Genomic DNA, 14,806 nt, shown 5'->3' with positions numbered 1-14,806 from the left:
TTCGATGGAATGGCGATCCCTTAATACTGCCCACGACTTGCCCATCCATCCGGCTAATGGGATGATCGGTTAATGGGTGCTTAGGGCGATCCAGAGCATTCAACTTCCCGCTCAGCCAATTAGCGTGCTAAACCGTCGTTAAGTAGAAGAGATTATGGCCGTTGCAACCCAATCACTCGAAGAACTTTGTATTAACTCCGTCCGCTTTCTGGCGATTGACGCCGTAGAGAAGGCAAAATCAGGGCATCCAGGGCTACCGATGGGCGCGGCTCCAATGGCATTTGTGCTTTGGGACCGCTTTATGCGGTATAACCCAAAAAATCCCAAATGGTTCAATCGCGATCGCTTCGTCCTCTCTGCCGGTCACGGCTCCATGTTACAGTACGCCTTACTGTATTTAACTGGTTACGAAGATTTAACGATTGAAGACCTCAAGCAGTTCCGGCAGTGGGAATCGAAAACTCCCGGTCACCCGGAAAACTTCATGACTCGAGGCGTAGAAGTCACTACAGGTCCCCTCGGTCAAGGAATTTCTAACGCTGTAGGCTTAGCAATGGCTGAAGCTCATCTAGCAGCTAAATTTAACAAGCCCGATCATACGATCGTAGACCACTACACTTATGTAATTTTGGGTGATGGTTGCAACCAAGAAGGCGTCTCTGCCGAAGCTTGTTCCCTAGCCGGACACCTGGGGCTGGGCAAACTGATTGCCCTGTACGATGACAACAAAATCACCATCGACGGTCACACCGATTTATCGTTCACCGAAGATGTCGGCAAGCGCTATGAAGCCTACGGCTGGCACGTCCTAACCGTAGAAGACGGCAACACCGACCTAGAGGCAATTCACAAAGCAATTGAAGCCGCTAAAGCTGTTACTGATAAGCCTTCATTAATTAAAGTTGCCACTACCATTGGTTACGGTTCTCCCAATAAAGCCAACACCCACGGCGTACATGGTTCTGCCTTGGGTGGGGATGAAGTGAAAGCAACTCGCGAGCATCTGGGTTGGGAATACGAGCCTTTTGAAGTTCCAGAAGATGCCCTCAACCATTGGCGCAAGGCAATCGAGCGCGGTGCTAAGTATGAGGAAGAGTGGAATAAAAACTGGGAAAATTACAAAGCCAAATATGAAGAGGAAGCTGCTGAATTAGAACGGCTAATTAGCAACAAACTGCCAGAAGGTTGGGACAAAGTTCTCCCCACCTACACCCCAGAAGACAAAGCAGATGCTACCCGCAATCACTCTGGAAAATGCTTGAATTCTCTAGCTGGAATTTTACCCGAACTCTTGGGTGGTTCAGCTGACTTGGCTGGTTCCTGCATGACCTTAATCAAGAGTTCTGGGGACTTCCTCAAAGGTCACTACGAAAATCGCAACCTGCGCTTTGGCGTCCGCGAACACGGTATGGGAGCGATTTGTAATGGCATTGCTCTGCACGGCACAGGTTTGATTCCCTATGGGGCAACCTTCTTAGTCTTTGCTGACTATATGCGGGCAGCGATTCGTCTCTCAGCGCTCTCTCATGCGGGCGTGATCTGGGTAATGACCCACGACTCAATCCAGTTAGGTGAAGATGGCCCTACTCACCAACCTGTGGAAACGATTGCCTCCCTGCGGGCTATTCCCCAGCTAACGGTAATGCGTCCTGCTGATGGAAACGAAACCTCTGGTTGTTATAAAGTGGCGATTGAGGCAGCTAACCAGCATCGTCCGACCCTTCTGGCGCTGTCTCGTTTAGCACAGCCCAACTTGGCTGGCACTTCGATTGAAGGCACTACTAAGGGTGGTTACATCCTTTCCGATAGCGATGGCACGCCTGAGATTATCTTGATTGGCAACGGAAGCGAACTGCAACTTTGCGCCAAGGCAGCAGACCAGTTGCGCGGTGAAGGGAAGAAAGTCCGTGTCGTTTCCCTGCCCAGCTGGGAGTTGTTCGACGAGCAGGATGAAGCTTACCGGGAATCTGTATTACCCAAGGCTGTCACTAAGCGCCTAGCTGTAGAAGCCGCTTCTAGTTTCGGCTGGTGCCGTTACCTCGGAAATGAAGGCGCGATGATTAGCATTGACCGCTTTGGCGTTTCTGCTCCAGGGCCAGTTGCTCTAGAGAAGTTCGGTTTCAATGTTGATAACGTAGTCGCGAAGGCGAAGGCTCTGTTGGGCTAATAGCTAGGAAATAGTCTCTTGTAGGGTGGGCTGAAAAGTCCCCCCTTTTTTATTCACATCTGAGTTAAGTAGGGGTGGGCAATGCCAGAACCTCATCCTAATCCCTACCTGCTCTTGGCAAGGAAAGCTGGAGCCGCAGGCTCTATCAGGGTAGGGTTGCGCTTAATGGCGGGGAATCAGGCGGATTTAACATGGCATTGTCACTTCGATTGATTCCCATCTTCAACTTCAGGAAAAAAAATTTCAATTTGATTGTGTGTGCCGGTTGAAGAATTGTCTACTGCTAGAGGCAGTAGTTGTTTGGACTTCAAAGCGCGCTCGCTCGTTTTTCCCCAAGCCGCAAGTGTTGATACAGCAAGGAGTAGCCAACTACATCGGCTAAAAAAGAACACAGAAATAGCATCAGGGTAGAAAGTCGGCTAAGAGAGTGACACAACAACGATTGTGGGCTATGCGAAAGTTTTTTATTTTAAGTAAGTACCGCAACAAGAACACGCTGCTCGCTCAATCTGAGCGATTTAGGCGTAAATCGAGCAAATATTGAAAATAAAGAGCGAAAGTCATGCAAAAAGACCTGAACTACCCAATGATGGCGATTGTTAACGATTTAGATGCTCTGATGACCGAAATAGATGAAAATCCACAACTCTCTTCATGGGTCGTTCGTCTGGTACTCAAATCAATTAAAGAAAAAGCCAAGAGAATGGCTACCGAGACAGCGCCTCAATCAATTTATTTGAATCAGCCTCCTTATCTCGATGCTTTTACCAACTCATCCACACTCAACACCTCACAAATCAAAGTATTACGGCAGCTACGGTAGATTGTATACGGCGTGCGATCGCATCGCATCTGTCATTCACCCGGCTTTTCTAGCTGCAAAGGCACGTAATACTCGGAAGATATTAGAAAAATCATCTGTCCACAGAGGCGCTGATTTTGTTTCCGGAATGGGTTGCCAGCGCGAGTCACTGACGAGATTGCCCAAATCTTTTTGATTACGAGCAAATAGCACCCAGTGAGAAGGAGATTTCCCGATTTCCCGCTCAGATTCAGAAATATCTGCTTCTCTCTGCCTCAGTGTAGACAATCCTAAATCCTGAGCTAAAGCGCCCAAAACCGGCTCAAGATTCAGGAATCGATTAGAAATGTTAATGACAATTAACCCTTCTTTAGCTAACTTACTCAAGTAAAGCTGAATGGCTTCCTTCGTTATTAGGTGGATGGGGACTGAATCCGAGCTGAAAGCATCCATGAAAATCAGGTCATAGCGATTATCTGGAACTTCAGTAAATCGCAACCGAGCATCCCCTAAAACTACAGATAATGGCGCTTTTGAATTCTGTAAAAAGGTGAAGTAACGAGTGTCACGAGCTAACCTTTCAATAGTCGGATCGATTTCATAAAAAGTCCATTGTTGCCCCAATTCTGAGTACGCAGCTAGCGTCCCAATTCCCAACCCTAGCACCGCAACATTTTTTGGAGGTTTTGTTTGATTCAAAGAGCTAAATAATTGCCCAATGGGACCAGTAGGATAAAAATAAGTTAAAGGTTCATTGTGCCGTTTTGGGTCGAGACTTTGTTTCCCATGCAGGATCGTTCCATGCAAAAGACTATGATAGCTGCCGCGCCTATCATCTAAAACCCGATAGACGCCAAAAAAGCTGCGTTCGGTATCGAGAATACCACCGAGAGTTCCTATCGAAAACTGGCTAATTAAAACAACCAAAACTAAGCCTAAACCAAACCGGATTGGATGTAGATTGAAGGCGTAAAAAATGCCAGCTAGGATGCTAAAACCGATAAGGTCGCCTATCAGGTTATTCGTAAAATTCTTGCCAGTAAAACCAACCAGCAAAGTGCCGATTAAAAGACCTAAACTGATGGGAAAAGTTAAACGTCGCTGTAGGTTAGATAGGGGATCGTCTGCCTCCTTAGAAGTTTGCATAAGGAGGAGACAAAGTACCATAATCAGAGGATACTCCAGGACAGATTGAAATAAAAGCGGAGCCGCGATTGCATTAAATAATCCGCCGAGGACACCCCCGACAGAAATCCACAGATAAAAATTAGTGAGATACTGCGTACTGGGACGACTTCGAGCTAATTTTCCATGAAAAACACAAGCCGCCACAAAAAATCCTGCCAAATGTAAGGGAAATAATACCCATATTGGCTGCATCACCTGAATTAAAAATAAAATTATTAGTATAGTCAACCATAAAGGTAAAATTGCCACTAAAACTTTATGAGGCAAAAGTGGTTTACGGGCAAAAGTTAAAATAAATGTTAATAGATAAATCGCTAAAGGAATTGCCCACAAAAGCGGAATTGCTGCAATGTCTGTCGTTAGATAAGTGGTAACTCCTAGAAGTAAACTAGAGGGTAAAAATGATAGTAATACCCATTGTGCTTTCTGTCGAATCGTGGGAGTTTCTTCTGTAAGCGCGGATTTGTTGCCTACATTGGCGTCCCCAGAAGCATTTTGAATAAACCCGGCGTTACCCGCTTGTAAACTGTTGAATTTTTCAGGCGATCGCCATAGGCATACTGCACATCCTAGAGTGAGCAAAACCAATAATCCGTAACCGATTGTCCATAGCCAACTTTGGTGTGTCAGCGAAAAATTTGGTTCAATTAAGATGGGGTAGCTGAGAACCCCTAACATACTGCCCAGGTTACTCGCAGTATAGAGGAAATAAGGATCGGAACTCGCTGGGTGTCCTGTCTCAGCAAACCACTTTTGCACTAAAGGCGCACTGGTAGCAACCACAAAAAAGGGAAATCCGACACAAAAAAGCAGCAAAAATAACAGCCAAGGGATAGGATTGGCATCATGAGGAGGAATCCAATTCTTAGCAGGAGTAACGGGTAAAAAGGCTATTGGTAATAGCAGAAAAATAGTGTGAATAACAGCTTGGTGGCGAACCCCAAACCAACTCGTTGTGATGTGGGAATAGCCATAACCTAGTAATAAAATTGCTTGGAAAAAGAATAGGCAAGTGTTCCATACTGATGGAGATCCGCCTAATAAAGGCAGAATCATCTTGGCAACCATCAATTGTACCCAGAAAAGGAGGAAAGCACTAACAAAAAGGGTGAAAGAAAAAAGAATAATCAAAAGCACTGCTCCTTTGGTAGATAGCTGAGGCTTACATTAATTATATTTGCAACAGCCCACAATGCAATTCAGTTTGTATAGCTAATTAAAAAAATCCAGTTTTTATTCTATTAATTCGTTTAATCTTGGCTTATTTTTTTTAATGTATACTTATGTCAAATTCAGCTTCCATTTTTGGCCGATTTCCCACTTTTTCTCAAAGGTAAAATCAGTCAATTCGTTGTGATTTTGCACCAACTCATAACTGATGCAGATATCGTCTTGGCGCGTCGGTTCAACTAGCGATCGCGTATCCCTTCATCCCTCACTCCGCGCATCCCTCAAGCCTTCTAGGAAGCCGCGTTGAGCGTGCGATCGCATATTCTCCTCGCTCAACTCCATCAAGCACACCAATTCATGTCCTTTGTAATATTCTGGATTCCGTTCTAAAAAGTAGCGCACATCTGGTTTATGCTGAAATCCTTCTTTAATCTCTGCCCAGCTTCCTCGCAAATGCCCTAGCGACGAGGGAAAGCGAATTAACCCACTCGCAGGATCGTAGTCATCTCCAAATTTTGTCTGAGCTAGGTAATCCATCAACGCCTGATAATTTACTGGCGTTGGATATCGCCAAGTCGGATAAAAACGTTGGGCAAATACCGACAAGTAGCGATACGTCCGGTATCCCTTAACAATTAGAAACCAATATAAAGGTTGCTCCATTGCTTCGCCTTTAATCTTCCCAGCCAGACGACACCACGCCAATGGCAGGGTTTGTTCTCCCCAATATTGATGATGGATAATCGTATCGCCGGAGAAAATAGCACGTTTCGGCTTTCCTTCAAATTCAAACGAAAGAATCGCCAGTGTGGAAAAACCTTGAAGTTTTTCCTCTTCATTCCACAGCAGGATTACATAATCTTTGTTACTCAAATCCTGTTGAAAAATTTCCCAACTGCTGCCATCGTAATACTGGGTATATAAGTCATACATCAAGCGGATTAGGTACGTTTGGATTTTTGGTTTAGGGACAACTTCAGCTTTTAAACGGTTCATAGAGTCAGAAAATAGCCAATATAAACTGCTGGATTGTCAGTCCATCATAACAGTCCAATTTCTGAGTAGGGTCTAAAAAGGCTGGCTACCATGTAAACGCTTCCTAAAGCTGTCAGAACAGGGGTCAGCTAAATTAAGTCAAGTAACTTTTAATCAAAAATATCCAATCTGGGATTTTAAAGTTAGCGATCGCTGTCTGCTCAAGCCGGGTTTCAATTTTTACTGCGATTGCCCATCATCGCGGGTAGAGAGTGAATGACGCAACAAATACCAAAACACAGCTAAATTTACCAAAAAAACTGCTAGCTTTAGTAGCGATATTCTGCGGAATAGCTCAAAAATTTCAGGTGGAATACTAATCCCTACCAGTACCAAAACTAATATTTTTGCCCAACCTTTTTGATACCAAAGACCGATTCCCTCAATCGCAGTTAAAATCGCGTAGAGTCCAACAGCTATGCTGGTAAACTGCAAAGTTTTAGGGTTAAAATTTAAAATCTTGTCCAAAGTCCATTTAATAATGTCTAATTTACCTTCTAAAGCACAAGATTCTGAAAAATCAACCAAAAGCTGATGTTCTTTGACTGTTAATCCTAAAGCGATCGCAATCACCGCAAGCAGTAAAGCACTGAAGATTTTGTAAATAACGATTGCCACTAAACCCGGTGGGCGCTTAGTAATATTTTTCACATGAATTACCCGTGATTTTGGTGAATGAGTCAGCCGCTTCTGGGACGCCCGAACAATTAGGCACTCGCTTACGTTTGATCGTATGCGGGCGAGTGGGGCAAAGCTGCTCCTTTGAGAGGTATTCCAAAAAGTAGATATCTCCTCTCCAGCCCCAAGAATTTTCATTAGAGTGCAACATCAACGTCACAAGCACGTCACATGAGATGTCTAAATTAAGAGATGTAGAGATGTTAAACAAAGCATCTATACAGGCAAATTTACATAGCGTTTTCACGCGGACGCACTTGGTAAACCAGCGGATAACAGAGCTGTCTTCACCAGAGCCAAGCGTACAGAATTTTAACTTCCTTGTCGCAGGTGTCAACAATGAAAAGCAAACAGCAAGATAGCGATTATAATTCCAGGCAACCCAACCAGAAAGGATTTGACGCTTCGGCACCTAAACCCTGGCAAAAGGCAGCCACCTATGTATCGCTGGTGCTGCTGGGAGCTGGTGTCACCTTCTCAGGCGGCTATCTGGGGTCAAATACCCTGCTGTCCTCCAAGGAGTCTACTTCTAAAGTGTCTCTAACCCCAGGAGTTGCGGTTGCTCAGGCACAACTACCACTTAGCACAGACACTAACTTTGTTACAGAAGTTGTGGACAAGGTGGGACCAGCAGTGGTGCGGATTAATTCTTCCCGCACGGTGACACAACAACTCCCTGACGCTTTCAATGACCCCCTCTTCCGCAGGTTCTTTGGCGCTGAGTTGCCGACTGGCCCACAAGAGCGAGTGGAACGGGGTACGGGATCGGGCTTTATTATCAATACGGATGGTCAAATTCTCACCAATGCCCATGTAGTCGCTGGTGCCGACACTGTAAACGTCATTCTCAAGGATGGGCGCACCTTTACAGGTAAGGTGATGGGTACAGATCCGGTAACAGATGTCGCCATCGTTAAAATTCAGGCGGATAATCTGCCGACGGTGCGTTTGGGTGATTCAGATCGGCTGAGACCTGGGGAATGGGCGATCGCTATCGGCAACCCCTTGGGTCTAGATAATACCGTCACAACAGGGATCATTAGTGCCACCGGACGTTCTAGCTCTCAAGTCGGCGTTCCCGATAAGCGGGTAAACTTTATCCAAACGGATGCCGCGATTAATCCGGGTAACTCTGGCGGGCCACTGCTGAATGCCAAGGGTGAAGTAATTGGTATGAATACAGCAATTATTCGGGGTGCCCAAGGATTAGGCTTTGCGATTCCCATCAATACTGCTCAACGCATTGGCAATCAGCTGGCGACGACTGGCAACGTGCAACATCCTTATCTGGGCATCCAGATGGTGAAACTCACGCCTGAAGTTAAACAGCAAATCAATGAAGATTCCAACAGTCGCGTGAATATCGATGCGGATCGCGGCATCCTTGTCGTCAGAGTCATGCGAAACTCCCCCGCAGCTAATGCAGGGTTACGCACGGGAGATGTTATCCAAAAAATCAACGGTCAATCGGTCACAGACACAGACACAATACAACAGCAAGTAGAAAGGAGTCAGGTGGGTAGTAGTTTGCAGATGGAGGTGCTTCGGAATGGGCAAACGATTAACCTACCTGTAACCACTGCCGCTCTCCCGACCCAGAGCGAGTAGTCTGTTAACAGCTTTCTAAAACAGTGAGTAAGACAAGGTTTCTGAGGATGGGTATTTTGCCCATCCTTTTTGTATCTTGTATGTATTATCAGATTCGGTAAGAGCATGGCACAAACACGCCCCTAGGTCAGGAATGGGAGATTAATAAATCCACGCTCTTTAAAGTCTCCTCAACCCAGAAAATTATCCAACCCTAAGCACTAACTACTAGCACGGTGGCTGAGGACTCGATGAAGCAGAAAATGAACGCTCAAAAAGCGGTAGATGAGGGAAACTAGAGAGGCTGGGTGCTTTCAGGATGAGAGATGGTGACAATTGTTGTGGTTTTCAATGTGCTGCTCTCGCTGATGCTGTTGTATGTTGCCTGGAAAATCCGAAAACTGCGATCGCGTCTGGCAAAAATTACAAAGATTGTACTCGCGGCCGAGCGGAATACTTATAACGTGCTAAGGGGTGCCCCCAAGATTCTTTCTAAAGGTCAGCTTGGGGCTAATTTGCTCACAGAGCGATATCAGCAACTCGATCCTCAACTACAACGGGTGCAAAAAATTTTGGCATTGTTCGGTTTGGGACAAAAACTCTGGCTGCGGAATAAGCCAAAGTCCATAGGAATAACGCAGCGCTTCTGGCGCAGAAGTTGAAACTACCTAAACCACTGCTGTTAAGATAAGGGCGATTTTCTTTTTCCAAAGGTACTCGTATTGCTGCCTGTACCGACGACGGATTAAGGAAAACTGCCTAAAATTGGAATTAAGACATAGAGACTAGAAAATGTCAAACAACCGTGCTGGATCATTTATTGGTGGTCTGCTGCTAGGCAGCGCTCTTGGAACCATTACCGGATTATTGGTTGCCCCTCGTACAGGTCGAGACACGCGGCGGCTGTTAAAAAAATCTGCCGATGCCTTACCAGAATTAGCCGAAGACCTATCGACCAGCGTGCAACTGCAAGCTGACCGCCTCTCAGAATCAGCACTGCGAAACTGGGATGAAACGCTTTTGAGATTAAAACAGGCGATCACTGCTGGAATTGAAGCCTCTGCACGCGAACAAGAAGCACTCAAACAAATCACGGAGGAAGAAGTCCAGGCTGATGCACGCCCCCTTGTAACCACAGACGATAGGCGATCGCAAGAGTGACTGAACCCTTATTTTGGTTAGGATTGTCGGTTTTACTGGTGGCGGTTAGCTTAGCTGCCGTCTTAGTATCGCTGCTGCCAGCGGTACAAGAATTAGCGCGGGCAGCTCGCAGCGTAGAAAAGTTAGCAGATACGCTAAACCGAGAAATGCCCCCCACACTAGAATCAATTCGCCTGACGGGTTTGGAAATTAGTGACTTGACCGATGATGTCAATGAAGGCGTCAAGAGCGCCAGTCAAGTTGTTAAACAAGTCGATCAAAGCATTAGCGGTGCTAAGAAGCAGGCTCAAAACGTGCAAGTTGGCACCCGCAGCGTCTTTGCCGGTGTGAAAGCTGCTTGGAAAACTTTCAAGCGTCCTACGGGAGGGCGTAGGTCAATCGATCGTTTGCCACCAGGGCAAAGAAATGGTTTTGAGCCTCGTGGATACGGTGATTCTTATCAAGACACTGAAAATGCCTCCACTTCTCATAAAAATTATCAGGGGTGGGAGTCGTCAGACTCAGAAGATTATTAATACAGATGCCGTTGAGAATACCAGCTATGAGAAAGAATCAGGGAAACTCAGAACCGACCGATTCTGCAACTGACTTGCTACTAGAGGATCGTTCATCAAACCGCAGACGAAACACCCAATACAACGGTGTTTTTGCCCTGATTTTGATCAACCTAGTTATCTTTATTGCTGACCATATTCTCAGCCTCAATCTTCAAGGTTTATATCTCAATCATGCCCGCCCAGCCTTTTATCAGTTCTTCACGGCGATGTTTTGTCATGCCAGCTGGGCGCACTTGTCGGGAAATCTATTTTTTCTTTATATCTTTGGTCGCCTAGTTGAGGAAGAGGAAGGGATCTTCGGGGTGGTCGCTTCCTACATCATCTGCGGACTGGGCGCTAGTCTGATGAGTTGGCTTTTCCAGCATGGGCCAATCTATTCTTTAGGGGCTTCGGGAGCCGTCTTTGGCTTATTCGCGGTCAGCGTGTTGATTAAGTTGAGCTGGAATTGGCGCAAAGTCTTGGAAGTTCTGATTTTGGGTCAGTTTGTGATTGAGCGAGTGTTCTTTGAATTTCAACAAACTGGGATTCAAGACGGGGTAGACCATTTTGCTCACTTAGGAGGCGCTGTTGTAGGAGTAGCGCTGATTATGGGTTTGATGCGGCTTGACCCCACCCGGTTTCGGAAAACTTAGTTAGTGCAGTAGACATCGCAGTAGACATCGCACCAGAGCAGCACAAGAGTCAGGGGTGATTCCATGCAACATCAAAGCTGGCATGGAATCACCCCTTTTTTCTCTTCCCTCTCCCCTTTTCCCTCAGCCCTCAGTCCTTATCCTTAGTCCTTTTCCCTCTCCCCTCCTGAATAGATACCCCTAGATACTCCTTGTATTAAAATATGGTAAACAAGTGTAAAGAAATATTAGTTTACCTAACCCATTCGCTTTTAAAGAAACCGAACTGCCAATGAAGCCTCTTCCTAAACAACGAATTGTGGCATCTTTAGTCGCATTTTTCCTGGCTTTGTCCATTTGGGCGATCGCTCCCGTTGCTCACGCCTATAACAATCCCGACTTACTGCCGGAGACTCCTACCCCGATCATTGACTTAGCCAAAGCCTTGACAAATATTCAGGAAGAGGTATTGGTCAAAAACATAGAGAGTTTTGAAGCAGAAACAGGTTGGAAGCTGCGGGTATTAACTCAATACGACCGCACCCCTGGTCTTGCCTTAAAAGATTATTGGAGCTTGGATAATAAAAGCGTGTTGCTGGTTGCCGACCAACGCGGCGGTAATATTCTCAACTTTAATGTAGGCGATGACGCTTATAAACTCATGCCCCGAACCTTCTGGATTGAGTTGCAAACGCGCTTCGGCAATCTCTACTTCGTGCGCGAAAATGGCGAAGACCAAGCCATCATTCAATCATTAGAAACCATTCAAACCTGTCTGCGTCAGGGAGGTTGCCGGGTTGTACCCGGACTGCCCAGAGAACAGTGGATTCTCACTCTAATTACCTCCATTGTGGGCGGAATTATCTGCGGCTTTGCCGCTGTACCCCGCAAAGAGGGACAAATTTTTGCATGGCAGTGGGCTTTAATATTCTCTCCCTTGTGGGGAATTCTATTCATTGCTTTTGGTCTCGGCCCCGTTGTCACTCGCACCTCGGAGTGGTTGCCCCTGTTTCGCAACTTCGCCGGTTTTTTCATCGGTGCTTTAGTCGCTTACCTATCACCAATGATCGTTCAGTCTTCGGCTCCGGAAACTTGAAAAAATCCGTCAGTGTCTAGAATATTTCCAGGCTTTGCCAGAGAATGAGGGCAAGAGGCAAGAGGCATCCCCTCACACCTCTTGCCCGGAAAAAGCTGATATCGCAATCCTATTTGATTTGTCAGATTTTTTTAACGAATTGCTAAACATACCTGCATACAGCAAGAAGATTTCATAACATCTTTCTATCTTCTTTCTCTTCCTTTATTTCTTTGTCGTTTAATAACACTCTTTTGGTTTTCAAAAATCATTTCGGACTGCTAGCTGGTAAGCTGATAGCTAAAAGCTGAAAGCGAATCGCTATGGAATGGCACGTAACGGATGCCCAAAGTTTGGCAATCATTGACCGAGAAATTGGCGACCACATCTTCTCACCAGCGGAATTTGAGATTGTGCGTCGAGTCATTTACGCAACCGCTGACTTTGAATATCGGTCTTTAATTCGCTTTTCTGAGCGGGCACTCCAAGCTGGCGCAGCTGCTTTGGCAGCCCGTAGTACCATCGTGGTAGATGTGCCAATGGTGCAAGTCGGCATTAGCCCCACGATCCAAAGTACTTTTGCTAATCCGGTGTATTGCAGTATGGAAGCCCTAACGCGGCCCCAAAAAGACAAAAGCCGCGCTGCCTGGGGAATTGAAACCCTCGCTAGACGCTATCCAGAAGGAATTTTTGTGGTAGGTCAGGCTCAGACGGCTCTCATTTCCCTGGTCGAGCTAATTGAGGCAGAAGAAATTCGACCAGCATTGGTGATTGGCACGCCTTCGGGATTTGTGGATGTGGATGTTGCCAAGGAACGGCTGAATGATTCGCTAGTTTCTCACATCCGAATTGATGGACGTAAAGGTAGTGCGGTGGTAGCAGCGGCGATTGTCAATGGTTTAGTTGACTTAGCATGGCAAGCTTATGGGCAGGATACGAATGGTGTCGGCTAAGGGCAGGGAGGCGGGCATTAGCCATTAGCCGGTTCTCGATTCAAGGGCGACGCGATCGCCTACGCTTAGGAGTACGGTCTTCAGGATAGGAAACATCGTCATTGTCTCCTAACTGACGGCTGACATCCTCAAAAAAGTCTCGCCGCAGATAAGGATAGTCACTCACCCAGAGATTCTGACTGGGAATATAAATGTCTGTCACCTTGGCAATCCGACCCAAGTCTTTTTGATTGGACAGCACGACCATCTCAGCAACTTGACCGGGTTTAACTGCTTTATGGATGCGGCGAAGCGGTACTTGCATCTGGGTCGTAAATCCGGTTTCATCCCCAACTTCGATGTTCAACCGACGCTCTCGGTTTTCAACAATCACCAGTTGCCCGCGATTGTTGACGGTTTGCTCTTCGCCAATTAACTCTTCAGAAACAAAGATATCCACGACTTCACCCCGCCAGAATCCACTGTAGGCGTAGCGGCGATAAGAAGCATTCCGGAGACTCGCCCAATAGACGGGTGCCCACAACCAGTAAAGACCCGCAATGATTCCCAGAAAAAAGGTGATCGCGCTCAGATCCTCGCCCAGCAAAAACTTGCCGACGAGTAAAACCACCACCACAGCTACTACAGAAATTAGCAATCGCTTTAAAAAGTCTGGGAACTTGCCCCAGCAGTACGCATACTGCGGGCCAGTGGCAATCTGGGGAATCAAGTCTTCAAATTTCTTGCGCGTTAATGGGACTAACATATTGTTCAAAAGCGAATTGCTAATTGAAGGATGGCTAATTGTTTAAGAGCAATCCTTCGCTCCTTCGATTAGGGATTAGCCACTTATAGTATCTTTTCTAACCCATAGACTAGGGATTTGAGCTGGATAACTTTGCGGATGGCGAGAAGAACACCAGGCATATAGCAAGACCTATCTGAAGTATCGTGGCGTAGGGTATAAATTTGACCCGGTGCCCCAAACATCACTTCTTGGTGAGCGATGAGACCGGGTAAGCGAACGCTGTGGATGCGAATCCCCTCATCGGCTTGGCTACCTCTAGCACCGGGTAGTTTTTCAGTTTCTTTTACCGTCGGTGGATTGTAGGTTTTACCCAGTTCGCCTAACATCTGGGCAGTTTGAAGGGCGGTACCGCTAGGAGCGTCGGCTTTTTGGTTGTGGTGTAACTCGATAATTTCAACGTGGTCAAAGTATTGGGACGCCTGGACAGCTGCCTGCTGTAGTAACACCATGCCAATGGAAAAGTTGGGGATAATCAGGGCACCCGTGCTGGCTTTGTCGGCAAATTCAGCAAGCTCTTGGATTTGCTGCGGGCTAAGTCCAGTTGTGCCAACGACAGGTCGGATGCCGTAAGCGATCGCAGTCCGCACATTTTCATAAACTGAGTCAGGATGAGTAAAATCCACCATAACGCCCTGTTGTTTTTCCTGGGTCGCTAGCACCAGCATCCCTTGTAAGTCACTGACAATGGGAACTTCCAAGGGTTCGCAACCCGCCACTTCTCCAACGTCTTGACCCTGGTATTCCAAAGAGCGATCGATTGCCCCCAGCAAAGTCATATCGTCTGCTTGAGCAACGGCTTTGACGACTTCGCGACCCATTTTTCCAGCCGCACCGTTGACGACAACGGGAATCGGATACTGTTGATTTGCCATGATTTAAGAATACCCTTCTCGACAAGCGCATTCTAGACCAAGAAGGGCTTCCCACGATAACTGAATTATGCGATCGCGTGCAAGACGATATTCTTTGTAATTTCTCTTTCTGTCGCAAACACTGCTCGCTAGAACGGCTGAGGATATAGCAGCGGCTTTCTCT

Annotated in this window: 15 protein-coding genes; 10 read left to right on the top strand and 5 right to left on the bottom strand. The window is 46.5% G+C overall.

Going from position 1 to position 14,806, the window contains the following annotated elements; genetic code table 11:
• Positions 1-154: 154 nt before the first annotated feature.
• The 3 genes from tkt (at position 155) to NC996_RS13955 (ending at position 2,990) form a co-directional block, all read left to right on the top strand.
• Positions 155-2,167, top strand: a complete 2,013-nt coding sequence (tkt, locus tag NC996_RS13965) for a transketolase (protein WP_190413004.1) — start codon at positions 155-157, stop codon at positions 2,165-2,167.
• A gap of 81 nt (positions 2,168-2,248) precedes the next feature.
• Complete coding sequence (locus NC996_RS13960; protein WP_277877581.1) at positions 2,249-2,380, top strand: hypothetical protein; 132 nt, start codon at positions 2,249-2,251, stop codon at positions 2,378-2,380.
• Between the two features lie 349 nt (positions 2,381-2,729).
• Positions 2,730-2,990 (top strand): hypothetical protein, encoded by a 261-nt coding sequence (locus tag NC996_RS13955; RefSeq protein ID WP_190688192.1) that lies wholly within the window; start codon positions 2,730-2,732, stop codon positions 2,988-2,990.
• 36 nt (positions 2,991-3,026) lie between these two features.
• Here the strand turns inward: NC996_RS13955 and NC996_RS13950 are convergent, their stop codons facing one another.
• From NC996_RS13950 to NC996_RS13940, 3 genes are all read right to left on the bottom strand, one after another.
• Positions 3,027-5,288, bottom strand: a complete 2,262-nt coding sequence (locus NC996_RS13950; protein ID WP_190688190.1) for a fused MFS/spermidine synthase — start codon at positions 5,286-5,288, stop codon at positions 3,027-3,029.
• Between the two features lie 297 nt (positions 5,289-5,585).
• Complete coding sequence (locus NC996_RS13945; RefSeq protein ID WP_190429733.1) at positions 5,586-6,323, bottom strand: hypothetical protein; 738 nt, start codon at positions 6,321-6,323, stop codon at positions 5,586-5,588.
• Between the two features lie 219 nt (positions 6,324-6,542).
• The gene (locus NC996_RS13940; protein WP_347275882.1) at positions 6,543-7,004 is read right to left on the bottom strand and encodes a DUF2127 domain-containing protein; all 462 of its coding nucleotides are present in this window, start codon (positions 7,002-7,004) and stop codon (positions 6,543-6,545) included.
• Between the two features lie 375 nt (positions 7,005-7,379).
• Here NC996_RS13940 and NC996_RS13935 point away from each other — a divergent pair, with 375 nt between their 5' ends.
• The 7 genes from NC996_RS13935 (at position 7,380) to NC996_RS13905 (ending at position 12,984) form a co-directional block, all read left to right on the top strand.
• Positions 7,380-8,648 (top strand): HhoA/HhoB/HtrA family serine endopeptidase, encoded by a 1,269-nt coding sequence (locus NC996_RS13935; RefSeq protein ID WP_190688186.1) that lies wholly within the window; start codon positions 7,380-7,382, stop codon positions 8,646-8,648.
• A 305-nt stretch (positions 8,649-8,953) separates the two neighbouring features.
• On the top strand, positions 8,954-9,289 hold the full coding sequence (locus tag NC996_RS13930; RefSeq protein WP_190429730.1) for a hypothetical protein: 336 nt from the start codon (positions 8,954-8,956) through the stop codon (positions 9,287-9,289).
• Between the two features lie 130 nt (positions 9,290-9,419).
• Positions 9,420-9,788 (top strand): YtxH domain-containing protein, encoded by a 369-nt coding sequence (locus NC996_RS13925; RefSeq protein WP_190688185.1) that lies wholly within the window; start codon positions 9,420-9,422, stop codon positions 9,786-9,788.
• Entirely contained in the window at positions 9,785-10,303 is a 519-nt protein-coding gene (locus NC996_RS13920; protein WP_190688183.1) for a DUF948 domain-containing protein, read from the top strand. Before NC996_RS13925 ends, NC996_RS13920 begins: the two co-directional genes overlap by 4 nt.
• Positions 10,304-10,329: 26 nt before the next feature.
• Complete coding sequence (locus tag NC996_RS13915; RefSeq protein WP_190413016.1) at positions 10,330-10,977, top strand: rhomboid family intramembrane serine protease; 648 nt, start codon at positions 10,330-10,332, stop codon at positions 10,975-10,977.
• Positions 10,978-11,248: 271 nt separating this feature from the next.
• Complete coding sequence (locus tag NC996_RS13910) at positions 11,249-12,052, top strand: TPM domain-containing protein (protein WP_190688181.1); 804 nt, start codon at positions 11,249-11,251, stop codon at positions 12,050-12,052.
• Positions 12,053-12,354: 302 nt separating this feature from the next.
• Positions 12,355-12,984 (top strand): precorrin-8X methylmutase, encoded by a 630-nt coding sequence (locus tag NC996_RS13905; protein WP_190413018.1) that lies wholly within the window; start codon positions 12,355-12,357, stop codon positions 12,982-12,984.
• A 40-nt stretch (positions 12,985-13,024) separates the two neighbouring features.
• On the opposite strand, the gene NC996_RS13900 is transcribed toward NC996_RS13905, so the two are convergent.
• Both NC996_RS13900 and dapB read right to left on the bottom strand, forming a co-directional pair.
• Entirely contained in the window at positions 13,025-13,729 is a 705-nt protein-coding gene (locus NC996_RS13900) for a phosphate ABC transporter permease (RefSeq protein WP_190413019.1), read from the bottom strand.
• An 83-nt stretch (positions 13,730-13,812) separates the two neighbouring features.
• On the bottom strand, positions 13,813-14,643 hold the full coding sequence (gene dapB / locus NC996_RS13895) for a 4-hydroxy-tetrahydrodipicolinate reductase (protein WP_190413020.1): 831 nt from the start codon (positions 14,641-14,643) through the stop codon (positions 13,813-13,815).
• Positions 14,644-14,806: the final 163 nt, after the last annotated feature.

It is taken from the genome of Trichocoleus sp. ST-U2, assembly GCF_039961875.1.
Taxonomy (GTDB): Bacteria; Cyanobacteriota; Cyanobacteriia; order Cyanobacteriales; family FACHB-T130; genus FACHB-T130.
This window is presented reverse-complemented; position numbering and strand designations above follow the sequence as displayed.